Origin of the sequence: Nonomuraea sp. NPDC047529, assembly GCF_040642995.1 — a bacterium.
GTDB lineage: Bacteria > Actinomycetota > Actinomycetes > Streptosporangiales > Streptosporangiaceae > Nonomuraea.
Genome location: NZ_JBEYTJ010000019.1, coordinates 26858 through 50927 on the forward strand (window position 1 = coordinate 26858; position 24070 = coordinate 50927).

Below are 24070 nucleotides of genomic sequence, written 5' to 3' on the forward strand. Positions count from 1 at the left end.
GGGGGTCAGCTCAGGGTCACGTGGCCGAGCGGGGTGTCGATGACGGCCCGCAGGGCGGGCTCGGGCCCCTCGGTGACGTCGAGCGTCACGTCGAGCGCGGCCAGGTCGCGGCGGAGCGCGCCGGGGTCGGGGTGGACGGCGGCGAAGGAGACCAGGCCGACCAGCGGCAGGTCCGTGGCGGCCGGATGGGTGGTCGAGCCCCAGTCGATGAGGAAGGGCACCGGCCGGACCGCGGCCGGGTCCTCGCGCCGGGTGAGCCGCCACTCCAGCAGTTCCCCGGACGGGGTGCGCCGGGACAGCGGCTGCACGTCACCGGGGTCGTAGCCGCGCTCGCGGGCCAGCTCCACGGTCTTGTCGAGGTCCCGCGGATGCACGGCCCAGGCGGCCAGGCGGGGTTCGGTCAGCGTCTCCAGCCCGAACGCCCTCGGCCGCACCTCCGACTCCGGGTCCGGCCCGATGATCTCCAGGTACGCGTCCGGCCCGAAACGCACCAGGTAGTTCGCGGTGCCTCCGGGATGGCTGCCGCCCCGGACGGGCCGCACGCCGGTGCGCCCGGCGAAGTCCTCAACCCCCTTGAGCAGGTCGGGAACGGCATAGACGAGGTGGTCGAGGTGACGGTCGGTCATCGGTGGTCCTCCGGTTCGCCGAGTGAGAGCATGAGCCGGTTCGCCCAGTTGAAGAAGGCGGCGGCGTGGATGGTGTCGCTGATCGCCAGGTCGTCGAGCCCGGCCGCGCGCAGCGCCGCGAGGTGCTCGGGCCCGAACTCGACGGGCGTGGCGGCCAGCGCGACCGAGGCGTCGACGACCGCCCGCCAGGTGTCGTCCTGCGGCGCGTCCACCCCCTCGTCGAGCAGGCGCTGCACGTCCTGCGGGCGCTTGGAGTGGTGGGCGGCGAAGCGGGCGTGCACCGACGCGCAGAACACGCAGCCGTTGCGCCGCGAGGTGGCGGTCGCGGCCAGCTCGCGCTCGGCGCGCGGCAGCCCGCCGTCGGCGTTGTAGAAGATGTCGTTGTCGGTCTTGGTGCGCGCGTGCAGGATCTCGGGGTCGCGGGCCAGCAGCAGGAAGTACGGCGACGACGCCCGCGCCCGGTCCACCAGCGCCTCGTGGTGGGCCTCGGTCAGCTCCTCCGGCGCGAGCGGCGGCAGCCAGGGCTTCCAGCCGAGCTGTTCCTGGGTGAATCCGGTGCTCACGCGGCCACCTCCTGGCCGAGCAGCCGGAGCCCGCCGACCACCCTGACCTGGAAGGCGAGGAAGGCGACGAGCTGCGACAACGTCACCACGCCCGTCGGGCTCCAGCCCGCCGCGGCCAGCGCGTCCAGGGCCTGCCGGCTCGCCTCGCGCGGCCGGAAGACCAGCAGGTGCGCGTGCTCGAACGCGGCGGCGAGCCGGACGCCCAGCTCGTCCGGGTTCCGTACCCGGTAGCGCAGGCCCTCGTCGCTCTCGGCGGCCAGCGGCGCGGGGTAGACCCCGTACGGGCCGGTGGTGACGCCCGCCTCGACCTCCGCCTCGACGGTCTTCAGCAGGCCGGGGGCCAGCTCGGCGAGCCGGTCGGCGTAGAAGCCGGCGACGACGGCGTCGCGGTGCAGCCCGGCCACGAAGGCCGCGACCGCGTCCCGTTCGACGAGGGTGACCTCGCCCTCCTCGTCGGGGACGAAGAGCGCGTCGAAGCCGCGCTGGGCGTGCTCGCGGGCGGCGGGCCGCAGGTCGCGCAGCTTGTCCAGGCGGGAGCCCGGTCTTATCCCGGCCAGGTGGTCGATGACATCGTTGATCATGTGGAGCTCATTTCGGTGGAGGGGAGCCAGCCGAGCGCGGGCGCGACCTCGGTCGCCAGCAGCTCGATCGAACGGAGGACGAGCGGATGCGGCGGGTCCACCGAGTGCACCTGGAAGACCATGTCGGTGACCCGTTCGAGGGTCGGGTCGGCGCGCAGGCTGTCGATGACGTCCTGGGGGGTGCCCACGTGCACGTCGAAGGCGGCGATGCGGCTGTCGAGGTCGCCGCCGGGCAGCTCCCACGGCAGCGGACGGCGGCCGAGCCCCGCTTCGGCCAGGCGCAGCGCCTCGGCCCTGTTGTCGGCCACGAACGCGGTCCGCGAGGCCACGATGCGCGGGACGGCGCCCGCCGGCAGGTTCTCGTGGTAGGCGTCCACGATCGGCTGTTGCAGGTCGGCGAGCGTCGCCTGCGGGTCGTCGGCCGGCCGCGGCTGCGTGCGCGAGAGCATCAGCCCGTTGCCCGCCCGGCCGGCCCGCGCTCCCCCGGAGACCGAGAACGTCGCCTCCCAGACGGCGCCGGCCAGCCGGGGCGCGGGCGGGTAGAGCCGGTTGCCGCCGCCCAGGTCCTCGCCCGACCAGGCCCTGAGCAGGATCGACAGGTGCTCGGCGTACAGGGTGGCGCGGTCGCCGCTGTCGTGCCCGAACGGCCCGAACGACGACGGCGTCCCGCCGCTGCCGACCCCGACCTCCAGCCGCCCGCCGGTGAGCAGGTCGAGCACGGCGGTGTCCTCGGCCACCCGGACGGGCTGCTCCAGCGGGAGGGTGATGATGCCGGTGCCGAGACGGATGCGGCTGGTCCTGGCCGCCACGTGGGCGAGGAACACCAGCGGCGCGGGGAGCCCGCCCTCCTCGCCGTCGAAGTGGTGCTGGGCCACCCAGGCGGTGTCGAACCCGAGCGACTCCGCGTGCGCGATCTGCTCGGCGGCCAGCTGGTAGCGCTCGGCCGGAGGCGCCTCGTCCAGGACCCGGGTGAAGAAGCCGAGCCTCATCGCACCGGCTCCGGGATGGCGGCGAGCAGCTCGCGGGTGTAGTCGTCGGCCGGGTCGGTGAAGACCCGCCGGGTGGATCCTGATTCCACGATGCGTCCTTTGTTCATGACGGAGACGGTGTGTGAGATCTGCCGCACCACCGCCAGGTCGTGCGAGATGAAGAGGTAGGTCAGGCCGAGGTCGCGCTGGAGCTGTCCGAGCAGGTCGAGGATCTGCGCCTGGACGGTGACGTCCAGCGCCGAGACGGCCTCGTCGAGCACGAGCACCTCCGGGCCGGCGGCCAGCGCGCGGGCGATGGCCACCCGCTGCCGCTGCCCGCCCGACAGCTCGCGCGGCCTGCGGGAGCTCACGTCGGCGGGCAGCGCCACCCGGTCGAGGAGTTCCGCGACGCGGGCTCGGCGGGCGGCCCGGTCGCCGAGCCCGAAGTTGCGCAACGGCTCCTCCACGATGCCGGCGATCGACTGCCTCGGGTCCAGCGACCCGTACGGGTTCTGGTGGACGAGCTGGACGTGACGGCGGAATCCGCGGCCGTCGGGGGCCCCGGTGACGGTGACCGTTCCCGACGTGGGCTCGGCGAAGCGCACCACCATGCGCGCGGTGGTGGTCTTGCCCGATCCCGACTCCCCGACCAGGGCGTGCGTGGTGCCGCGCGGCACCTCGAACGAGACGCCGTCCACGGCCCGGAAGGCCCGCCGGCCCGAACGGAACTCCTTGACCAGGTCGCGCACCACGATCGCGGGCTCGGCGGCCACCGGCTCGCGGAAGGGACGGGCCGACAACGCGGGGGCGTCGTGCAGCAGCCGCCGGGTGTAGTCCGCGCCGGGCGCCGCCAGGATCTCCCTGGTCGGGCCCTGTTCCTCGACGCGGCCGTCCTTCATGACGACCAGCCGGTCCGAGCGGCTCGCGGCCACGCCGAGGTCGTGGGTGACCAGCAGCACGGCCGTGCCGAACTCGGCGCGCAGGTCGTCGATGAGGTCCAGGATGCGTCGCTGAACGGTGACGTCCAGGGCGCTGGTGGGCTCGTCGGCGATGATCAGCCGGGGTTCGAGCGCGACGGCGATGGCGATCAGCACGCGCTGGCGCATGCCGCCGGACAGCTCGTGCGGGTACTGGCGGGCCCGCGTCTCGGGGTCGGGCAGGCCGACGCGGGTGAGCAGTTCGACCACCCGGCGCCGGACGGCGGCCCGGTCGCCGCGCTTGTGGATGCGCAGCACCTCGGCGATCTGCGCCCCGACCGTCTTGACCGGATCGAGGGAGTTGGACGGATCCTGCGGCACCAGCCCGATCTGCGCCCCGCGTACGGACTCCATCCGCCGCGGCGACCAGGTCGCCAGGTCGTTCTCGCCCAGCAGCACGCTGCCGCGCTCCAGCGAGGCGTTGCCCGGCAGCAGGCCGATGATCGAGTGCGCGGTCGTGGTCTTGCCGGACCCCGACTCGCCGACGACCGCGACGACCTCGCCCGGCTCGACGGTGAAGGAGACGCCGTGCACCGCCGGGCGGCCGTCGTAGGAGACCGCGAGGTCGCGGACGTCGAGCAGGCTCACGAGGACTCCTTGGCGATGGACCGGCTGATCCGGCCGGCGGCGAGCACGACCGCGACCACCACGGCCCCGGGCAGCGTGGTCAGCCACCAGGACGTGGCCAGGTAGTTGCGGCCCTCGGCGATGAGCAGCCCCCACTCGGGGGTGGGCGGCTCGGCGCCGTAGCCGAGGAAGCCGAGCGTCGAGATGGCCAGGATGGCCACGCCGAACTGCAGGGCGGCCAGCGCGACGACGGGACCGAGCGAGTTGGGCAGCACGTGCCGCCACAGCACGGCGGTGAACCGGCCGCCGCTGCCGAAGGCGGCCTCCACGTAGTCGGTGCGGCGCACCCGGACGACCTCCGAGCGCGACAGCCGGGCGAACGCGGCGACCGAGCCGACGCCGACCGCGACGGCCACATTCACCGTCCCCGGGCCGAGCAGGATGATCACGACCAGGGCCAGGAGCAGGCCGGGGACCGACAGCAGCACGTCCACGACCCGCATGACGGCGGCGTCGGTCACCCCGCCGAGCGAGCCGGCCAGCAGCCCGAGCAGCGTGCCGAGCAGCAGGCCGACCGCGACGGCGACGAACGCCCCCGACAGCGAGTTCACGGCTCCGTGCACGACCCGCGCGAACACGTCACGCCCGACGGCGTCGGTGCCGAACAGGTGCTGCCCGCTCGGGGCCTGGAGCTTCTCGACCGGCACGCCGGCGATCGGGTCGTACCCGGTGAACAGGCCAGGGACGACCGCCCACAGCAGCACCACGGCGATCACCGTCCAGGACAGGATCAGGCCGGCCCTCACGACGCCGCCTTCAGCCGCGGGTCGAGCACCGGGAACAACACGTCCACGACCAGGTTGACCAGGACGAACACCGCCGCGGCGAGCACCACGACGGCCAGCATCACCGGCGTGTCCTGGGCGGTGACGGCCTGCTCGGTGAGCCGCCCGATGCCGTTGCGGCCGAAGACGGTCTCCGTCACGACCGAGCCCGCGATCAGCTCGCCGAACGTCAGGCCCGCCACGGTCAGCGTCGGCAGCACGGCGTTGCGCGCCACGTGCCGCCACAGGATCCACCAGCGGGTGGCGCCCTTGGCCGCGATCACCGGCACGAACGGCTGCGCGTACACCTGGTCGATGCCGCGCGCCAGCACCTGCGCGATGGGCGCCGAGATCGGCACGGCCAGCGTCACCACCGGCAGGACGAGCTGCTGGAGCTCGCCGCCGCCGATGACCGGCACCAGCCGCAGCCGGAAGGAGAAGACCTGGATCAGCAGGATCCCCAGCCAGAACGCCGGGACCGAGATGAACAGCGACGGCACCGACAGCAGCGCCCCGCGCAGCCACGACGTCCTGCTGTAGCTCGCCACGAAGGCGATCACCACGGCGAGCAGCACCGCCAGCGCGAACGCCGCCGAGGCCAGCCGGGCCGTCTCGGGCAGCGCCTCGCCCAGGCGCTCGACCACGGGGGTGCCGGTGTCGATCGAGTAGCCGAATCCGCCGGTCAGGAAGCCGGACAGGGTGCGCAGGTACTCGCCGATCGGCGAGCCGCCGCTGTAGTACGCCCGGATGTCAGCGATCTGCTGCGGCGACAGGCCGAGCTCCGGGTTCTGGAACTTGATCAGGATCGAGTCGCCGGGCAGCAGTTGCAGCAGCACGTAGCTCGCGGTGAAGGCGGCCCACAGCACGAGCACCGCCTGTCCGGCCCTCGTCAGGAGGTACCTGGTCATTGCTGCGTCTTCCAGGCCGAGTAGAACCACGGGCGGGCGACCGCCTCGAAGGCCACGCCCTTGACGTACGGCGCGCCGCCGTACACCTGGGGCTCCTCGAACAGGGGGATGGCGTAGCCCTGGTCGATCACGTAGCGCTGGATCTCGGCGACCTTGGCGTTGCGCTCGGCGTTGTCGGGCTCGGCGGACTCCTCCTCCAGCAGGGTGTCGAGCTTCTTGTCCTTGGAGAGGATGACGTCGCGGTTCTGGCTGTGGAAGTGGCTCTTGATGACGTCCTGGTCGGCGCGGCCGACCATGCTGTGCGCGACGGCGGTCTTCTCGGCGTCCTTGATGTCGACGGCCTGGGTGCCGGCGTCGGCGGGGCGGATCTCCAGTTGCACGCCGAGCTTGGCCCACTGCTGGCCGACGAGTTCGAGGGTCTGCTTGGACAGCGGCTGCGGCCCGGCCACGAAGACGCCCAGCCGCAGCTTGACGCCGTCCTTCTCGCGCACGCCGTCGGCGCCCTTGGTCCAGCCGGCCTTGTCGAGCAGCTCGCCGGCCTTGACCGGGTCGTAGGCCAGGTCCTTCGACAGGTCGACGTAGCCCTGGGCGAGGTGGCTGAGCACGGAGGTGGCACGCGGGTAGCTCGCGGTGAACAGGGTGTCCACGACCTCCTTGACGTCGGTGCCCGCCTGGAGCGCCTTGCGCACGTCGAGGTCCTTCAGGATGCTGTTGGACGGCCGCAGGTACAGGCCGTTGTTCACGCCCCTGGTCGGCTCGGCGTAGATCTGGAAGCCCGCGTCCTTGACCGTCTTCTCGTCGTAGGCCTGGACGTAGCGCACGAAGTCGGCCTGGCCGGAGGTCAGCGCGCCGACCCGGACGTTGTCCTCGGGCGTCACGATGATCTTGATCTCGTCCAGGTACGCCCGTCCCTGGTGCTTGGAGGAGGGCGGCGCCCAGTCGTAGTCCTTGCGCGCGGCCAGGTCCACCTCCTTGTCGACGATCTGGTTCTTCAGCGTGAAGGGGCCCGAGCCGACGATGTTCTTGAGCTGGCACTGCTGCTCGTACGGCAGCGAGATCGTCTTCTTCGACACCAGCCCGGCCCCGATGACCGAGGTGCCCTGGAGGAACCCGGGCGAGGGCTTCTTGAAGTGGAACTTGACGGTCAGCGGGTCGACGACCTCACTGCGCTCGTAGTTGTTGACGAACTCGGCGACCGGCAGCTTGAGCTCGGTGTTCCCGAGGCCGTACACGTCGAAGTTGGCGGCGACGGCGGCGGCGTCGAGGGGGCTGCCGTCGCTGAAGGTCACGCCCTGGCGCAGGTGGAAGGTGTACTCGGTGGCGTCCTTGTTCACCTCCCACTTGGTGGCGATCCAGGGCTCGATCTCCAGGGTCTGCGGGTTCTGCCAGGTCAGCTTGTCGGTGATCTGGTTGAGGATGCCGCCGTTGGGATAGAAGCCGGCGGCCGGCAGGTAGAGGCAGGTGGGCGGCTGGTGCTCCAGGTAGGTCAGCGTGCCGCCGTAGACCGGCTGATCGCTGGACGGCGCCGCGCCGGCAGCACCCCCTTGACCACCACAGGCGCCGAGGAGCCCAACGACGGCGAGCATGACGGCTGCGGTGCGCAGGTTGGATGAGGACATGGGGGTACTGCCTTTCAGACAAAACATACCTAAAAAGTAGGAAAAGGCTACAGCAAACGTGGCACCGAAGCCACCAGGGCCTCGGTGTAGGCGTGACGCGGGCGGGTGAACACCTCTCCGACCTCGCCCTCCTCCACGACCTGGCCGTCCTTCATGACCAGCACGCGGTGGCTGACATGATGCACGACACCCAGGTCGTGGGAGATGAACACCATCGCCGTACCGTCCTCGGCCTGGATCCCGGCGAGCAGGTCGAGCACCTGCGCCTGGATCGAGACGTCGAGCGCGGAGACCGGCTCGTCGCAGACCAGCACGTCGGGGCGAGGCCCCAGGGCCCGCGCGATGGCCACGCGCTGACGCTGGCCGCCGGACAGCTCGCGGGGACGGCGGTCGGCCGTCCCCGGCGGCAGGCCGACCCGGGCCAGCAGGTCGAGCACGCGGGCCCGGCGTTCGCCGCGCGGCAGCCGCAACGGCTCGGCGACCAGGCGGCCCACGGTGTGGCGGGGGTCGAAGGAGCCCAGCGGGTCCTGCGAGACGAGCTGGATCCGGGGCCGCAGCGGGCGGCGGCGGCTCTCCGGCAGGTCGCTCCAGGGGCGTCCGTGCAGGCTGACCCGGCCCGCGTCGGGCTCCAGCAGGGCCAGGACCAGCCGGGCGAGCGTGCTCTTGCCGGAGCCGGACTCGCCGACGACGCCCAGCGTCTCGCCCTCGTGCAGGGTGAAGGAGACGTGGTCGACCACCACCCGCCGCCCGTACGCGCGGGTGAGGCCCGTACCGGCCAGCACCCGGGCATACGGGTTCGGCTCGCGTACGGCGATGGGCGGGCCGGCGGTGAGCCGGGAGCCCCGGGAGGCCGCCGACGGGACGGCGGCCAGCAGCGTGCGCGTGTACGGGTGGGCCGGGGCGCCCAGCACGTCCCGCGTCCGGCCCTCCTCGACGACCCGGCCCTCCTTCATCACCAGGACGCGGTCGGCGATCGAGGACACGACGGCCAGGTCATGGCTGATCAGCAGCAACGCCGTGCCGGCCGCCTTGCGTTCGGCCAGCAGCCGCAGGACCTGGGCCTGCACGGTGACGTCGAGCGCCGTCGTGGGCTCGTCGGCGATGATCAGCTCGGGGTCGGCCGCGATGGCCGAGGCGATCAGCACGCGCTGCCGCAGCCCGCCCGAGAGCTGGTGCGGCCGCTGCCCGGCCCGCAGGGCGGGCTCCGGCACGCCGACCGCCGCCAGCAGGTCGAGCACCCGCTCCGCGCGCCGGGCGCGGGGCACGACGTCGTGCGTGGCCAGCACCTCGGCGATCTCCGCGCCGACGGTGCGCAGCGGGTCGAGCGAGACCAGCGCGTCCTGGAGCACCAGCCCGGCGAACCGGCCGCGCAGCCGCCGCCACTCCCGCTCGCCGAACGCGAGCGCGTCCCGCCCGGCGACCGTGAACGCCGAGGCCGTCACGGACGAGCCCGGCCCGGTCAGCCCCAGCAGGGTGCGCGCGGTGACGCTCTTGCCCGACCCCGACTCCCCCACGATCGCCACGCACTCCCCGGCCGCGACCGACAACGAGATCCCGTGGACGACCTCGGCGTCGCCGAAGCTCACCCGCAGGTCCTCCACGGCGACCAGCGCGGAGCCGGCGGGCCGGGCCACGGCGGGCGCGGTGCCTTCGTCCCGGACGGCGGTCATGGGGTCCTCCCTTCGAAACGGCGTTGCAGCCGGCGTCCGACGACGGTCAGGCAGACCACGGTCAGCGTGATCGCCAGGCCCGGGAACAGCGCCTCCCACCAGGCGACGCGCAGATAGTTGCGGCCCTCGGAGAGCATCGCCCCCCATTCGGCGGCCGGCGGTTGCGGCCCCATGCCGAGGAAGCTGAGCCCCGAGCCCGCGATGACCGCCGTGCCGAGCCCGATCGTGGCCAGCACGGGGACGGGCCCGAGCACGTTCGGCAGCACGTGCCCGAACGTGATCGCCGCGGGCGGGCGACCGGACGTGCGGGCCTGCTCCACGTACCCCGATCGGCGCACCACGAAGGTCTGGGCGCGGACCACGCGGGCGTAGTTGGGGATCTGCGCGACGGCGATCGCGAGGATCACGTTGACCGTGCCCGGCCCGGTGATCGCCACGACGAGCAGCGCGAGCAGCAGCTCGGGCAGCGTGGACAGCACGTCGAACGAGCGGGCCAGGGCCTCGTCCAGCCATTTCGGCGACAGCCCGGCGGCCAGCCCGAGCAGCGCGCCCGTCACGACCGCGAGCAGGGTGGCCCCGACGCCGATGCTGATCGAGTGCCGGGCGCCGTGGACGACGCGGGCGAGCACGTCCCGGCCGAGATGGTCGGTGCCGAGCGGGTGCGCGCCGCCCGGCGGGGACAGCGCGCCGAGCGGGTCGGCGGCCAGCGGGTCCGCCCCGGCGAGCAGCCCCGGCGCCAGCACGGCCAGCGCGAGCAGGGCGAGCAGCAGGAGCGGCAGCAGGACCGGCGCCGCCGTCCGGAGCGCGGCGGCGGACGGGCGGCGGCGCGGGAGCGCGAGAACCGGCGCGCTCATCGCCGCTCAGCCCCTCATCCGCGGGTCGATGACGCGGTAGGCCAGGTCGAGCAGGGTGCTGATGGTCACGTACGCGATCGCCGACAGCAGCACGACGGCCATCACCACCGGCATGTCCTGCCCCGTGACGGCCTCCATGGCCACCCGCCCGAGCCCGGGACGCCCGAACAGCACCTCGGTGATCACTGTCCCGCCGAGCAGCGTGCCGGTGAACCAGCCGGCCAGCGTCACGGCGGGGATCAGCGCGTGCCTGAGCGCGTGCCTGGCCACCAGCGCCCGCTCGGTCAGCCCGCGCGCCCTGGCGGTGACCGCGAACGGCTGTTCCAGGGCCCGTTCCAGCCCGCCGCGCAGCACCTGGCCGAGCACGCCCGCGATCGGCAGCCCCAGCGAGAGCGCGGGCAGCACGAGCGCGAGCGGCCCCGCCGCCCCCGACACCGGGAACCAGCCGAGCGTGAACGAGAACACCGACAGCAGCACGATCCCGATCAGGAACGGCGGCACCGACACCGACACCAGCTCGGCCAGCGAGGCCGCGCCGCGCGGCAGCCGCCCGCGCCCGGCGGTGACGATCGCGATCACCCCGGCGAGCGCGACGCCGACCCCGGCCGCCGCGAGCGTGAGCTGCGCGGTCGGCAGGATCTGCGTGGCCAGCACCTCACCGACGCCGAGCTGGAGCCGGTACGAGCGCCCGAGGTCGCCGTGCAGCAACCGCCACAGATAGGACAGGTACTGGACGACCTCCGGCCGGTCGAGCCCCCATTCCTGGACGATCCGCGCCCGGATCTCCGGCGTGTCGGCCCCGTCGCCGATCAGGATGTCCACGGTGTCGCCGGGGGCGAGCAGCAGCGCGAGGTAGGAGGCCGTGGCCGCCGCCCACAGGACGGCGAGCCCGGTCCCGAGTCGTCGGATCACGTCCCGATCCGCACGTCGTAGGCGCCGGCCGGCGTGCCGGACGCGGGATCGAAGCCGAGCCCCTGCACGCTCCTGCGCGCGGCGAGCTGGTCGGCGGGCACGTAGAGCGGGAACACGATCGCCTTCTCCCGCACCACCGCCTGCTGGACCTTGGCGTAGAGCTCCTTGCGCCTGGCCTGGTCGGAGCTGGCCGACGCCTGCGCGAGCCACTTGTCCACGCGCTCGTCGGTGAAGTGGGTCCGGTTGATCGCGCCCTGGCCCGGCAGGATGAGGTTGAGCGCCGCGCCGACGTCGGGGTCGCCGCGCGAGTTCTCGAAGATCTCGTACTCGTTCTCCTCCACGGCCTTCTGCGCGCTGCCCTGATCGACGATCTTGACCTGGAAGTCGATGCCCGCGCTCTGCTTGACCTGGGCCTGAACGGCCTGGGCGAGGATGTCGCGGCGGTCGCGGACGAACGGCGCCGAGGCGACCGTGCGCACGGTGAGCCGCCTGCCGTCCTTGACCCGGAAGCCCTCGGCGTCGCGCTGCCGCCAGCCCGCCGCGTCGAGCAGCGCGTTCGCCCTGGCCGGGTCGCCGCCGTAGGCGTTCTCCAGGGTCGCGTCGTAGAACGGGCTGCGTTCGCCGACGACGCTCCACGCCCTGGTGGCGGTGCCCTGGTAGACCGACCGCAGGACGGCGTCCACGTCCACGGCCTCGCGGAAGGCCTCGCGCACGCGCTGGTCGTCGAAGGGGGCACGGTTGGTGTTGAAGTAGTAGGAGAAGGAGGTGCCGGAGTTGAGCGACGTGCGCAGGGCCAGGTCGGGGTCCTTCTTGATCAGTTCGACGTCGGTGGCCGGGACGCCCTCGATGACCTGCACCTGCCCCGAGGTGAGCGCGCCCACCCGGACCGCCGCCTCCGGCAGGAACCGGTAGGTGAGCTCGGAGAGGTAGGCGGGGCCCTGGTGCGCGGCCCCGGCGGGCGGCCACTTGTAGGCGGGGTTGCGGCGGTAGCGGATCTCCTGGCCGGGCACGTACCGGTCGAGGATGAACGGCCCGGTTCCGACCAGGTCCGTGCCGCCGAACTTGAGGTCCTTGGCGTGCTTGAGCGAGGCCGGCGAGACCTGCCCGGCGTACGGGGAGGCGAGGAAGTCGAGGAACAGCCCGTCGGGCTCCTTGAGCGTGATCCTGACCGTGTACGGCGAGACCACCTCGGCCTGGTCGAAGGCGCGTAACTGGATCGCCGAGACGGCCGGGTTGTAGCCGGGCACGCGGAACTGGTCGAGGTTGGCCTTCACCGCGGCGGCGTCGAAGCGCGTGCCGTCGTGGAAGGTCACGTCCTGCCGCAGGTCGAGGGTGTAGGTGAGGCCGTCGTCCGACGCCTTCCACGAGGTGGCCAGCCAGGGGTGGAAGGTGCCGTCCTCGGCCCGCGAGAGCAGCGCGTCGAACTGGTTGAACACCAGCAGCCGGACCTTGTTCTGGGCCCACTGCTGGGGGTTGAGGGTGATCGGCTGCGTCTCGATCGCCCAGGTCAGGGAGGTTCCGGGGGCCTGCTCGGCGGGTCGCTGGGCGCCGCACGCGGCCAGCGCGAGTGCCAGCAGGACGGCGGGCAGGCGCTTCACGGGCGTTCCCAGGCTTCGGCGAGCAGCTCGTAGGAGCGCACGCGGTCGGTGTGGTCGTGGGTGATGGTGGTGACCAGCAGCTCGTCGGCCCCGGTGACCCGGCGCAGCACCCGCAGCCGCTCGGCCACCGTCTCCGGCGTGCCGACGAACTGCGTGTCGATCCGGTCCTTGACCAGCGCGCGGTCGGCGTCGGTCCAGACGTGCCGGGCCGCCTCCGCCGGCGTCGGGTACGGCATCGCCCCCTCCCCGGTCCTGATGCTGCGCACCCACAGCCCGTACGGCGAGGCCAGCTCGCGCGCTCTGGCCTCGTCCTCGGCCACCACCGCGTCGGCCGACACGATCACGTACGGCTCGGCCAGCTCGTCCGACGGCTTGAACGCCTCCCGGTACGCCTCCACGGCCTCCAGCACGCTGGACGGGCTGACGTGGTAGTTCGCCGCGAACGGCAACCCGCGCTCCCCCGCGACCTGGGCGCTCTGCCCGCCGCTGCTGCCGAGGATCCACACCCGCAGGTCGGCTCCCTCGCCCGGCACGACGTGCGCCTCGTGGGTCCCCTTGAGCAGCGCCAGCACCTCGTCGATCTGGTCGGCGAAGTCAGGCGTCACGGCTCCGGGCTGCTGGAGCAGGCTCGCCTGGAAGGCCAGGCGGGGCACCTTGGCCAGCCGCGACCAGTCGAAGGGCGGCGGGATGAGCAGCCCGTCCACCACCCTGGCCTCCTGGCCGGGCGGCCGCGCGGGGGCCGGCTCGGCCCTGCGCTGCCCTGACCGCCCGATCCCCAGATCGAGCCGTCCCGGATGCAGCGCGTCGATGACCCCGAACTGCTCGACCACCGACACCGGCGTCTGGTGACCGAGCTGCACGGCGCCCGAGCCGACCCTGATCGTCGCGGTGGCCGCCGCCACCAGGCCGATCAGCACGGCGGGGGCCGAGCCGGCCACGCCCCGGGCGAAGTGGTGCTCGGCCAGCCAGTAACGGACGTAGCCGAGTTCCTCCGCGCGGCGGGCGAGGTCGATCGTGTTGCGCAGCGCCTCGCCCGCGGTGCCGCCCGAGCTGATGGGGGCCAGGTCGAGGATGGACAGGCTCATGACGCGCTCCCCGGGAACGGACGGCTGGGGATCTCCTTGCGCAGCGCCGGCGCGATCTCGGCCTGGAACAGCTCCAGCGTCTCCCGGTGCTGCCCCGGCGTGAGGCCGTCGGCGTCGGCCTGCAGATGCATGACCTCGTGCCCGAACCGCTTGTGGTAGCGCAGCACCTTGTCGATGATCTGCTGCGGGCTGCCGACCAGGATCGAGCTGCGCTCGATGGCGTCCTCCAGGGTGGGGAAGACCGGCTCCACGCCGACCCGCCGGAACGTCTCCAGGCGGGCTTCGTAGATCGGCCGGTAGACGGCGACGGCCTCCTGCGAGGTGCGGGCCGCGTAGTAGCCCGCGGTGCCCGCCCCGACCAGCGCGTCGGCCGGGTCGTGGCCGTAGTGCGCCCAGCGCTCGCGGTAGTGGTCGATCAGCTCGGCGTAGGGCTCGATGGGGTTGGTGACGTTGGCCGAGAACAGCGGGTCGCCGTAGCGGGCGGCCAGGTCGACCGACTCCTTGCTGGTCGCGCTGCCGTGCCAGACCCTGATCGGCTTCTGCAGCGGACGCGGCCAGGTCTCGGCGTCGGTCAGCGAGGGGCGGAACCTGCCCTCCCAGGTCACCCTGTCCTCCCGCCAGAGCCGGCGGAACAGCTCGTACGACTCGCGGTTGCGCTCCCACTGGTCCTCGGTGGTGACGTGGAAGAGCTTGGCCTGCGCCGCGCCGTTACCCTTGCCGACGATCAGTTCGAGCCGGCCGCCGGACAGGTGGTCGAGCGTGGCGTAGTCCTCGTAGGCGCGGACCGGGTCGAGCAGGCTCAGCGTGGTGACCGCGGTGAACAGCCTGATCCTGGACGTCCGGGCCGCGATGTGGCTGAGCACGACCGGGGGCGAGGAGGAGATGAAGGGCCGTTCGTGCCGCTCGCCCACGCCGTAGCCGTCGAAGCCGAGTTCCTCGAAGAGCACGGCGTTCTCGACGACCTCGCGGAAACGTTCCGTCGGTGATCTGCCGTCGTTGTGGACGATCAATGTGATGCCGAGAAATTTCATGACACCTCCGCGTACCTGCTCGCCGGGCGCGGCAGGCCGAGGAGCCCGCGTAACGTCCCGGCTTCGTACCTGCTCCTGAAGGCCCCGCGCCCGCGCAGCTCGGCCGTCAGCTCCCGGCTGATCCGCTCCAGGTCGTACGGCACCGCCCCCGGCCGCAGCCGGAACCCCTCGATCCCGGCCCGCCGCCACTCCAGCAGCAGGCCGGCCAGCTCCGCCACGCTCCCGGTGAAGATCGCCGCGTCGGAGGCCAGTTCGGCGCCGTCCAGCTCGTCGAGCCGCGCCTTGCGCCGGGCCGCGTCCGGGCCCAGGAAGACGACCAGGTCGGCGAAGATCTTGATCGTGCCGGACAGGCCCCGGACCTCCTCGACGATGTCCCGCGCGTGCTCGGCCGAGCGCGGCGTGACGAAGACGACGTCCGCGCTCGCCGCGGCGAACTCGTACGGCAGCCGCGCGTGGGCCAGCGCGGCCACCACCGGCTGCCCCTGCGGCGACCTGGGCGTGATGGACGGCCCCTTCACGGAGAAGAACCCGCCCTCGAAGTCGATGTAGTGGAGTTTGTCCCGGTCGATGAACCGGCCGGTGGCCACGTCCCTGATCTCGGCGTCGTCCTCCCAGCTGTCCCAGAGCCGCCGGGCCACCTCCACCGCGTCGGCGGCCTCGGCGAACAGGGCGCGCACGTGCGGGTCGGCCGACAGGTCCACGCCGCCGGGCCGGTTCAGCACCTGGTCGATCGGGGGGAACCGGCGGCGGCCGAAGTGGGCGGCCTCGCTCGCCCGCGCCGAGATCTGCGGCCGCCAGCCCGCCCGGCCGCCGCTGACGTGGTCGAGCGTGGCGATGCCGATGGCCACGTGGAACGGCTCGGTGTGCGTGGTGGTGGCCGTCGGCACCAGGCCGATCCGGGTGGTGAGCGGCGCCAGCCGGGCCGCCAGCAGCACCGCGTCGAACCGGCCGCGCACCTGGTCGGTGCGGTCGTCGGGGCCGTCGGGCAGGGTGGACTGCGGTCCGAGGGCGTCCTCGACGGTGACGAAGTCGAGCAGCCCGCGTTCGGCCTCGGCGACCAGCCCCGCCCAGTGGCCGGCCGAGAAGAGCCGCTCGCCGGGGGTCTCGCGCCAGGCGGCGGGGTGCCAGCCCGCGCCGTCCAGCGCCACGGCCAGGTGCAGTGTCATAACAGCTCCAGGTGTTCGCGCAGGGTGGTCCCGGTGTACTCGGTGCGGAAGACGCCGCGTTCCCGCAGCACCGGCACCACGCGGTCCACGAACTCGTCCAGCCCGCCGGGGGTCAGGTGCGGGACGAGGATGAAGCCGTCGGCCGCCTCGGCCTGCACGTGCTCGTCGATCTGCCGGGCCACGCTCTGCGGGGTGCCGACGAACGTCTGCCGTCCGGTCACCTCGATCACCAGCTCGCGGATGCTCAGCCCCTTCTCCCCGGCCAGCGCCCGCCATTTGGCCGCCACCTCGGCACGGTCCTTGATCGGCACCCGTCCCTGGGAGACGCCTTCGGACAGGTCCGGCTCGACGTCGGGGAACGGTCCATCGGGATCGAAGGCCGACATGTCCCGCCCCCACACCTGCTCCAGGAACGCGATCGCGGTCTGCGGCCCGACCTGCTGCCGCCGGATCAGGGCCGCGTTCTCGGTGGCCTCCTCCTCGGTGTCGCCCAGCGCGAACGTCACGCCGGGCATGATCTTGAGCTGGTGGGGTTCGCGGCCGTACCTGGCCAGGCGGCCCTTGACGTCGGCGTAGAAGCGCCTGCCGTCCTCCAGCCTGCCGTGCGGGGTGAAGATCACGTCGGCGTGGGCGGCGGCGAACTCGCGGCCGTCGTCCGAGTCGCCGGCCTGGATGATCACCGGGTGTCCCTGCGGGGCGCGCGGCAGCGTGAACCGGCCCTCGACGGTGAAGTGCCTGCCCCGATGGCTGACCGTGCCGATCGCGCCCTCCCTCAGGAAGCGGCCCGTGTCCGCGTCGGCGAGCACGGCGTCCGGCTGCCAGGAGTCCCACAGCTCGCGCGACAGCCGGACGAACTCCGCGGCCCGCTCGTACCGGTCGGCGCGGTCGAGGAAGCCGCCGCGGCGGAAGTTCTCGCCGGTGAAGGCGTCGGAGGTGGTCACCACGTTCCAGGCGGCCCGGCCCTCGCTCAGGTGGTCGAGCGTGGACAGCCGCCTGGCCAGCTCGTACGGCTCGTTGAAGGTGGCGTTGACGGTGCCCGCGAGCCCGAGCCGTCCGGTCACCGCGGCCAGGGCGCTGAGGACGGTCAGCGCCTCGGGCCTGCCCACGACGTCCAGATCGTGGACGCGGCCCTTGAGCTCGCGCAGCCGCAGCCCCTCGGCCAGGAAGAAGAAGTCGAACGTGCCGCGCTCGGCCGTCCTGGCGAGGTGGACGAACGAGGCGAAGTCGATCTGGCTCCCCGACCGGGGATCGGCCCACACGGTGGTGTTGTTCACGCCGGGGAAGTGCGCGGCGAGGTGCACCTGCCTCTTGCGCGTCACCGGCCCCGCCCGTGCGGCGTGTTCCAGGCGTCGGGCAGGCCCTCGATGGTCTCGCCGAACGCCGGGCGCTGGTAGAGGTCGCGGGCGTAGCCCCACAGGTGCTCGAAGTCGGGCAGCTCGCGCTCGCTGACGAGGTGGTCGCGGTTGTGCAGCGCGTCGAACCTGGCCAGCGTCACCCACAGCCGCACGTCCGCCTCGGTGATCGTGTCACCGGTCAGGAAGCGCTGCTCGGCCAGGCGTTCGTCCAGGCGTTCCAGGGCCGAGACGACGCGGTGGCGCTCCTCCTCGCGGGCGGCCTCGGTGCCGGCGGGGGCCACGCGGGTGACGCCGGTGTTGACGTCGTGGTAGATCCACCCGTTCAGCTTGTCGATCTCGGCGCGCAGGTGCTCGGGGTAGAGGTCGACCGAGGTGTCGGCCCACTTCTCGAACTGGGTGGCCAGGTCGATCGTGATGTCGGGGAAGTTGTTGCTGACGATCCTGCGCCGCGCCCTGTCCCAGAGCACGGGCACCGAGATGTGGCCCGGGTAGCCCTTCTCGGTGGCGTCGTACGCCTGCTCCAGCAGGGTGAAGCCGTTGACCGGGTCCGGGCCCCTGCGCTCCCTGAAGGCCCAGCCGCGGCCGTCGCGCTCGTCGTCCACGTACGACAGCGTGACGACGTCCTCCAGACGCTTGAGCTTGCGGACGATCACGGCGCGCTGGGCGTAGGGGCAGGTCCAGGCGACATAGAGGTGATAGCGGCCGGGCTCGGCGCGGTAGCCGCTGGTCCCGTCGGCGGTGACGCGGTCCTGGAAGGGGTAGATCGGGCGGTCCCAGCCGGACGACAGGTGCAGGCGGCCGGGGCCGTACTGGCCGTAGGCGGTGCGGTCGAGCGGGCCGGCGTAGACCGGCGTGCCGGTGGTGGCGGTCACAGGTTCTCCTGGTGGGGTAGGAAGCGGCCGAACCGGCCCTGGTGGTAGAGGAGCGGACGGCCGGCGTTGTGCGTGGCCGCCTCGGCCACCAGGCCGACGACCAGCACGTGGTCGCCGACCTCGACGGTCTCGTACGGCAGGCAGATCAGGTGCGCGGAGACGTCCTGGAGCAGCGGCGCGCCCAGCGGCCCGGCCCGCCATCGCGTGGGCGCGGCGAACCGGTCCACCCCCTTGCGCGCGAACCGCGCCGCCAGCTCGGCCTGGTCGCTGGCCAGGATGTTGACCGCGAAGTGGTCGGCTCCGCGCAGCCACGGCCAGGTGGTCGAGGACTGGTCGACGTAGAAGGAGACGAGCGGCGGATCGAGGCTGACCGAGGAGAACGAGGTGGCCGTGAGCCCGACGGGGATGCCGTCGCTCTGCGCGGTGATCACCACCACTCCGCTGGCGTGCACGGCGAGCGCCTGGCGGAACACGTCCGCGCCGACGGCCTGCTGGTCGGGCAGCGTGTCGGTCATGCGCCGGCCCTCGCTCGGGACGGGCGGACAGGTCGGAATGCGATCACGGAAAGGCTCCTCACGGGAGAGAGGGCGTGCTCACGCCGCTCCCGGCGGCGGGGCCGGGAGCGCCGGGAAGGGGGCACGGAGAGGGGGGATTCGTCAGCGGAGGCGTGGACGGCGTCGGCCACGCTGGAGCGCTCGAGGGAAGGCGGGCGGCTGCTGGTCCGTGATCAACGACACTGGGCGCTGGCGACGTGGCCGAAGTCCACGTGCGGGCGCCTGGTCAGGAGAGTGCCCTGGCTCATGCCCACGACGCTAGGCCGCCGCAAGCCGGAAGTCAATATTCCCTACTGGTTTTAAAGGGAATACCTATTGGGATGAATCGCGAAGTTTGGCGGACGGCACCGGGATCGCCGGGAAGGGGTTGTCCGGCAGCAGGATGACCCGGCGCGCCTGCCGGGACTGCAGGGCCGCGTCGAGGTGCAGCAGGGCGGCCCCGATGCCGGCCGCGCCGACCATGTACCCGGTGTCCGCGCTCACCTCGCCCGGACGCAGCCGCCGGTACGCCTGGTACCAGCGGAACCCCTGGCCGTCGTGGTTGTCGCCGCGTCCGATGAGGTGCTCGGCGAGCACCCGGGCGTGCTCAAGGCGGGCCTCGTCGCCGGTCGCCGCCCACAGGCCGACGAACAATTCGAGCAGCCCGGCCGCGCCGCAACACTGGCAGGCCACGTTCCAGAAGCCGTCGGTCTGCCGGTGGGGGGCGCCGCTCTCGACGACGCCGTGCGCGAGCCGTTCGACCCAGTCGAGGTGACCGGGGTCGCCGGTCACCCGGTACAGCTCGTAGAACATCCGGGCCACGCCCGCCGAGCCCGAGCAGAACCCCAGGTAGTGCAGCTCACGCCCCTGCGGCACGTGGTGGGGGACGACCGCGCACCTGCCCGCCACCGCGCTCACCTCGCGCACGAAGCCCGCGCCACGGGCGGCCGCCTCCAGGAAGCGCCGCTCCCCCGTGACGCCGAAGAGCCTGGCCAGCAGGAAGGCGGTGCCCGCCGTGCCGGACAGGAAGCCCGGGGTGACGGCGTCGAGGGGCAGGTCGGCGCAGTCGCCGAAGCGGTGGCCGGGCACGGCGAGCCCGGCGATGCGCTCGCCCGCCGCCACGGCCGTCTCCGCGTAGCCCGGCACGCCGAGCGCCGCCGACGCCTGGAGCAGCCCCAGCACGATCCCGCCGTCGCCGCGCTGTGCGGGCTCCCGCGTCCAGCCGGGCCCGCCGTCGAGCGGGCGCGCGGCCCGGACGATCGCGTCGGCCACCGCGACGGCCTCCTCCTCGAAGACGCCGTCGCCGAAGGCCCAGCCGGCCTCGATGAGCGCGACGAGGGTGCCGGTCAGGCCGTGGTAGAGGGACAGGTCGGCGCGTTCGCGCCAGGTGGCGGCCAGATAGCGGGCGCCCCTGCGGGCGTCGTCCAGGTACGCCTCGTGGCCGGTCGCGGCGGCCAGTTCCAGGAAGAACAGCACGATGCCGGCCGCGCCCGCGTACAGGGAGGCGGAGTCGCCGGCGGCGGCCGACCTGCCACGGGGGTCGGGGTTGGCACGCCAGTGACGGCCTCGGCCGTCGTCCACGGCGGCGGTGCGGATCCAGCGGCCCGCCATGATCGCGGCGGTCAGCGGAGTCTCGGCGCGCTCACTCGGCGAGCGGGTCCGGTCCAATCCCATGCTCCATTCTCCCACACTTCCGGTAGGAAAATTGGTGTTTCGCCAAGGGTTCGCCACCATCATGACGGGTAACGGAACGATGACGGTGTGTACCGAACGGGGAGGGCGTCGTGAAGCGTCCCATCAGCTGTGCCGCGCTCCTGGCCCTGCTCGCCACGGGCTGCACGAACACCGGATACGACACGGGGCAGCACCTGCCGCAGAACGACGGCGCGAACGCCGACGCCAAGGGCGTCCTGCACGTGCGCAACGCCCACCTCCGGGCCGCCTCCGGCCAGGCGGCCTCGCCCGTCTCGCCCGCCTCCGAGCAGACCCTCTACGCCGTGCTGATCAACGACGGCCACAAGCCCGACCAGCTCCAGCAGATCACCGTCGACGGCGGCGGCTCGGTGCAGCTCTCCGGCGCCGCCACCGACATCCGGCCCGACCAGCCCGTGGGCGCCAACGAGCAGCCCCTCGGCACGGTCACCGGCGTACGCGGACCCTCCGTGCCCATGACCTTCGTCTTCCGCGACGCGGGGGCCGTGCGGGTGATCGTGCCGGTGAAGCAGAACGCGTCCCAGCCCCCCGCCGGCCCGGCCGCCACCACCACCCCGGCGGCGCCGGGACACGCGCCCAAGCACGCTCCCCGGCACTCACCCGGCCACTGACGCTGACGGCTGCCGACCGCCACGGCCGTCAGCGCATGCCCGCGAGCACGCCGCGCGCGACGGCGTCGCGTTCGGCCGCCTCCTCCGCCGCCGCCTCCTGCTCGCCCGCCACGCGCACGTCGTAGGCGGCGCGGGCGGCGGCGATCTCGCCCTGATGCTCCTCGGTCCAGGTGACCAGGGCGCGGATGGTGGCGTGCAACGTGCCGCCCAGGGGCGTCAGCGCGTAGTCCACGCGGGGCGGCACGGTCGCATGGACCGTACGGCTCACCAGGCCGTCGCGTTCCAGGTGACGAAGGGTCCTGGTCAGCATGCGCTGGCTCACGCCGTCGATCATGCGGCGCAGCTCGGTGAAGCGCAGGCTGCGCCGGTCGAGCAGCGCGATCACCTGGAGCGACCACTTGTCGGCGATCCGGTCGAGGATCTGCCTGACCTCGCAGTCCTCCCGCTGGTCCCATTGCAGCACGTCGTAGTCGGTATCCCCGCAGTGACCGGGTGACATCGAAGTTCCGTCTTCCATGAGTCCCAATAGTCACCAAAAATGCTGCTGGTTACAAGAAGGAACCGACTCTTGTGGAAGGAATGCATCATGTCTCCCATGTCTCCCATGTCTCCCATGTCTCCCTCGAACGAGCGCATGGGCGCACGCGCGTGGAGCGCGCTGTTCGTCCTGGCGGGGGCCGTCTTTCTGGAAGGCATCGACGTGGCCATGCTGAACGTGGCGCTGCCGTCGATCCGCGCCGACCTCGGCCTGTCCACCGGCACGCTGAGCGGCGTGGTCAGCGCGTACGTGCTGGGCTACGGCGGGTTCATGCTGCTGGGCGGACGGGCCGCCGACCTGCTCGGGCACCGCCGCATGTTCCTGACCTGGATGACGGTGTTCCTGCTCTTCTCCGGCCTGGGCGGCCTGGCGACCGAGGGGTGGATGTTGCTGCTCGCCCGGTTCGTCACGGGGGTCGCCGCCGCGTTCATGGCGCCCGCCGGGCTGGCGCTGGTCACCGGCACCTTCCCCGAGGGCCCGCAGCGCACCAAGGCCCTCGGCGTCTACGCCGGGACCGCGGCCGGCGGCTTCTCGCTCGGCCTGGTCGCCGGCGGCCTGCTGGCCTCGATCGGCTGGCGCTGGGTGTTCTTCGCCCCCGTGGTGCTGTCGGCGGTGATCCTGCTGGCCGCCGTCCCGCTGGTCAAGGACTCCGGCGAACGGGCGCGGGGCTCGTTCGACCTGGCCGGGGCGCTGACCATCACCGGCTCGATGCTGCTGCTCGTGTACGGCGTGGTCCGCCTGGAGGCGCCCGCCGACGGCTCCGGCGTCACGCTCGCGACGTTCGCCGCCGGGCTGCTGCTGCTCGCCCTGTTCGTGCTGATCGAACGCCGCTCGGCCAACCCGCTGGTCCGGCTGGACATCCTGCGCTCGGGGCCGCTGGTCCGGGCCAACCTGGGCGCACTGCTGTTCCTGGCCTCGTTCGCCGGGTTCCAGTTCCTGGCCACGCTCTACCTCCAGGAGGTGCGCGGCTGGAGCACCCTGCAGACCGGCCTGGCCATGCTGGTGATCGGCATCGACACGGTCCTGGCCCCCACGCTCACGCCGCGCCTGGTGAACAGGTTCGGCAACGCCCGGGTGCTGTTCGGCGGCATCGTGCTGTCGGCGCTGGCGTACGCGCTGTTCCTGCCGGTCGGCCCGGACTGGACGTACGCCGCCATGCTGCCCACCATGCTCCTGCTCGGCCTGGCCTTCTCGCTGACGTACGGCCCGCTGACCATGGCCGCGACCGAGGGCGTGGACGAGGACCGGCAGGGCCTGGCCGGCGGCCTGCTCTACACGGCGATGCAGTTCGGCACCGCGCTCGGCCTGTCGGCGGTGACCGCCGTGAACGTGGCCGCGCTCGGCGGGGGCACCGCGCCGACCCTGGACTCGCTCCGGATCGCGCTGGTCGTCCCGGTGGCCGCCGCGGTGGTGGCCGTGCTGGTGACCGCGTTCGGCCTGCGGGCCCGCGCCGCCGCCGCGCCCGTCGAGAGCCCGGTGCCCGAGACCGTCGGTTAGGACGATCCCCTGCGCAGGAACCGCCACGGCCGGACGATCTCCCGGCCGGGTGGCGGCTCCTCGGCCTGGAGCCGGTCGAAGAGCAGGCGTACGACGTCGGTGTAGTCGTGCCTGAGCGGGCCGACGGTGCTGAGCTGCGGGTTGCTGATGAGCCCCTCGTCGATGTTGCCGACGCCGACCACCGCCAGATCCTCGGGGACGCGCAGCCCCGCGTCCCGGGCGGCCCAGATGACGCTGATCGCGGCCCGGTCGGAGGCGGCGAAGACCGCGTCGGGACGGTCGGGCGAGCGCAGCAGCTCGGCGGCGGTCTGGTAGGCCGAGACCCGGTCGTCCGCGCCGGAGGTGATGATCCGGTCGGTGACGCCGTGCCGGTCGAGGGCCTTGGTGTAGCCCAGCAGGCGGCCGACCGGCCGGTCGCGGTAGAGCTCGTAACGCTGGCCCATGAACGCGATCCGCCGCCGTCCCCCGGCCACCAGGTGCTCGACCGCCTCGGCGCACGCCTCCGTCTCGGGGGTGCGCACGACGTCGCAGCCCTCGGGCACCTCCTCGTTGCGCAGCGCCACCATGGGCAGCCCGGCGGCGGCCAGCTCGGCCAGCAGGTCGCCGGTGAGATGGTCGCCGGTGACGTTGAACAGCGCGCCGTCGGCGATGCCGCCGAGCAGCACGTCGACCGCGGAACGGGCGCGGGCCGGCGAGTAGACGGCCAGCGTGACCACCGAGTAGCCGCGGGCGTCGGCCATGTCGTGCAGGTCGGCGGCCAGCCGCTCGTCGGCGGGCACCCCGCCGAGCGAGCCGAGCACCAGGCAGACCCGCTGCGTGCTGCGCCGGCGCAGGCTGCGGGCGGCCTGGTTGGGGGTGTAGCCGAGCTGTTTGGCGGCGTCGAGCACCCGTTTCCTGGTCTCCGCGCCGACGGGACGGTCCCGGCCGCTGAGCACGTAGGAGACGGTCGCCACGGACACGTTCGCCAGTTCGGCCACCTGGCGGGCTGTAGGTCTCACGCCT

The 24070-nt window shown here is 72.9% G+C and carries 23 protein-coding genes; 2 read left to right on the top strand and 21 right to left on the bottom strand.

Annotated features, from left to right (window positions below; translation table 11 throughout):
* Positions 1–5 precede the first annotated feature (5 nt).
* From ABZ815_RS27630 to ABZ815_RS27720, 19 genes are all read right to left on the bottom strand, one after another.
* Positions 6–626 (bottom strand): VOC family protein, encoded by a 621-nt coding sequence (locus ABZ815_RS27630; RefSeq protein WP_357702797.1) that lies wholly within the window; start codon positions 624–626, stop codon positions 6–8.
* Entirely contained in the window at positions 623–1189 is a 567-nt protein-coding gene (locus tag ABZ815_RS27635; protein WP_357702799.1) for an alkylhydroperoxidase domain protein, read from the bottom strand. The genes ABZ815_RS27630 and ABZ815_RS27635 overlap by 4 nt, the downstream gene beginning before the upstream one ends.
* Positions 1186–1770, bottom strand: coding sequence for a CMD domain protein (locus ABZ815_RS27640; RefSeq protein ID WP_357702801.1), 585 nt, complete (start codon positions 1768–1770; stop codon positions 1186–1188). The genes ABZ815_RS27635 and ABZ815_RS27640 overlap by 4 nt, the downstream gene beginning before the upstream one ends.
* Positions 1767–2759 carry a putative FMN-dependent luciferase-like monooxygenase gene (locus tag ABZ815_RS27645; protein WP_357702803.1) on the bottom strand — a complete coding sequence of 331 codons (993 nt, stop codon included), beginning with the start codon at positions 2757–2759 and terminating at the stop codon, positions 1767–1769. Before ABZ815_RS27645 ends, ABZ815_RS27640 begins: the two co-directional genes overlap by 4 nt.
* Entirely contained in the window at positions 2756–4303 is a 1548-nt protein-coding gene (locus ABZ815_RS27650) for an ABC transporter ATP-binding protein (RefSeq protein WP_357702805.1), read from the bottom strand. The genes ABZ815_RS27645 and ABZ815_RS27650 overlap by 4 nt, the downstream gene beginning before the upstream one ends.
* Positions 4300–5088, bottom strand: a complete 789-nt coding sequence (locus ABZ815_RS27655) for an ABC transporter permease (RefSeq protein ID WP_357702807.1) — start codon at positions 5086–5088, stop codon at positions 4300–4302. The genes ABZ815_RS27650 and ABZ815_RS27655 overlap by 4 nt, the downstream gene beginning before the upstream one ends.
* Positions 5085–6014, bottom strand: a complete 930-nt coding sequence (locus ABZ815_RS27660; RefSeq protein ID WP_357702809.1) for an ABC transporter permease — start codon at positions 6012–6014, stop codon at positions 5085–5087. The genes ABZ815_RS27655 and ABZ815_RS27660 overlap by 4 nt, the downstream gene beginning before the upstream one ends.
* Complete coding sequence (locus ABZ815_RS27665; RefSeq protein ID WP_357702811.1) at positions 6011–7633, bottom strand: TIGR04028 family ABC transporter substrate-binding protein; 1623 nt, start codon at positions 7631–7633, stop codon at positions 6011–6013. Before ABZ815_RS27665 ends, ABZ815_RS27660 begins: the two co-directional genes overlap by 4 nt.
* Before the next feature lie 47 nt (positions 7634–7680).
* Positions 7681–9303 (bottom strand): ABC transporter ATP-binding protein, encoded by a 1623-nt coding sequence (locus tag ABZ815_RS27670; protein ID WP_357702813.1) that lies wholly within the window; start codon positions 9301–9303, stop codon positions 7681–7683.
* On the bottom strand, positions 9300–10157 hold the full coding sequence (locus ABZ815_RS27675) for an ABC transporter permease (protein ID WP_357702815.1): 858 nt from the start codon (positions 10155–10157) through the stop codon (positions 9300–9302). Before ABZ815_RS27675 ends, ABZ815_RS27670 begins: the two co-directional genes overlap by 4 nt.
* Before the next feature lie 6 nt (positions 10158–10163).
* Positions 10164–11069, bottom strand: a complete 906-nt coding sequence (locus tag ABZ815_RS27680; protein ID WP_357702817.1) for an ABC transporter permease — start codon at positions 11067–11069, stop codon at positions 10164–10166.
* Positions 11066–12667, bottom strand: a complete 1602-nt coding sequence (locus ABZ815_RS27685) for an ABC transporter substrate-binding protein (protein ID WP_357702819.1) — start codon at positions 12665–12667, stop codon at positions 11066–11068. The genes ABZ815_RS27680 and ABZ815_RS27685 overlap by 4 nt, the downstream gene beginning before the upstream one ends.
* A complete protein-coding gene (locus ABZ815_RS27690) occupies positions 12664–13752 on the bottom strand; it encodes an LLM class flavin-dependent oxidoreductase (RefSeq protein ID WP_357702821.1) in 1089 nt (362 codons plus the stop codon). Before ABZ815_RS27690 ends, ABZ815_RS27685 begins: the two co-directional genes overlap by 4 nt.
* Positions 13749–14783 carry an LLM class flavin-dependent oxidoreductase gene (locus ABZ815_RS27695; protein ID WP_357702823.1) on the bottom strand — a complete coding sequence of 345 codons (1035 nt, stop codon included), beginning with the start codon at positions 14781–14783 and terminating at the stop codon, positions 13749–13751. The genes ABZ815_RS27690 and ABZ815_RS27695 overlap by 4 nt, the downstream gene beginning before the upstream one ends.
* Positions 14780–15949, bottom strand: a complete 1170-nt coding sequence (locus tag ABZ815_RS27700; protein ID WP_357702825.1) for an LLM class flavin-dependent oxidoreductase — start codon at positions 15947–15949, stop codon at positions 14780–14782. Before ABZ815_RS27700 ends, ABZ815_RS27695 begins: the two co-directional genes overlap by 4 nt.
* On the bottom strand, positions 15946–17268 hold the full coding sequence (locus ABZ815_RS27705) for an NtaA/DmoA family FMN-dependent monooxygenase (protein ID WP_357702827.1): 1323 nt from the start codon (positions 17266–17268) through the stop codon (positions 15946–15948). The genes ABZ815_RS27700 and ABZ815_RS27705 overlap by 4 nt, the downstream gene beginning before the upstream one ends.
* Positions 17265–18176 (bottom strand): glutathione S-transferase C-terminal domain-containing protein, encoded by a 912-nt coding sequence (locus tag ABZ815_RS27710; RefSeq protein WP_357702829.1) that lies wholly within the window; start codon positions 18174–18176, stop codon positions 17265–17267. The genes ABZ815_RS27705 and ABZ815_RS27710 overlap by 4 nt, the downstream gene beginning before the upstream one ends.
* Entirely contained in the window at positions 18173–18691 is a 519-nt protein-coding gene (locus ABZ815_RS27715) for a flavin reductase family protein (protein WP_357702831.1), read from the bottom strand. The genes ABZ815_RS27710 and ABZ815_RS27715 overlap by 4 nt, the downstream gene beginning before the upstream one ends.
* Before the next feature lie 351 nt (positions 18692–19042).
* Positions 19043–20383, bottom strand: coding sequence for a lanthionine synthetase LanC family protein (locus ABZ815_RS27720; protein WP_357702833.1), 1341 nt, complete (start codon positions 20381–20383; stop codon positions 19043–19045).
* A gap of 110 nt (positions 20384–20493) precedes the next feature.
* On the opposite strand from ABZ815_RS27720, the gene ABZ815_RS27725 reads away from it, so the two are divergent.
* The gene (locus tag ABZ815_RS27725) at positions 20494–21033 is read left to right on the top strand and encodes a hypothetical protein (RefSeq protein WP_357702835.1); all 540 of its coding nucleotides are present in this window, start codon (positions 20494–20496) and stop codon (positions 21031–21033) included.
* 28 nt (positions 21034–21061) lie between these two features.
* Here the strand turns inward: ABZ815_RS27725 and ABZ815_RS27730 are convergent, their stop codons facing one another.
* Positions 21062–21550 (bottom strand): helix-turn-helix domain-containing protein, encoded by a 489-nt coding sequence (locus ABZ815_RS27730; RefSeq protein ID WP_357702837.1) that lies wholly within the window; start codon positions 21548–21550, stop codon positions 21062–21064.
* Between the two features lie 96 nt (positions 21551–21646).
* On the opposite strand from ABZ815_RS27730, the gene ABZ815_RS27735 reads away from it, so the two are divergent.
* On the top strand, positions 21647–23068 hold the full coding sequence (locus ABZ815_RS27735; protein ID WP_357702839.1) for an MFS transporter: 1422 nt from the start codon (positions 21647–21649) through the stop codon (positions 23066–23068).
* Here the strand turns inward: ABZ815_RS27735 and ABZ815_RS27740 are convergent.
* Positions 23065–24066, bottom strand: a complete 1002-nt coding sequence (locus tag ABZ815_RS27740; protein ID WP_357702841.1) for a LacI family DNA-binding transcriptional regulator — start codon at positions 24064–24066, stop codon at positions 23065–23067. The two genes, ABZ815_RS27735 and ABZ815_RS27740, sit on opposite strands and share 4 nt — an antisense overlap.
* Positions 24067–24070: the final 4 nt, after the last annotated feature.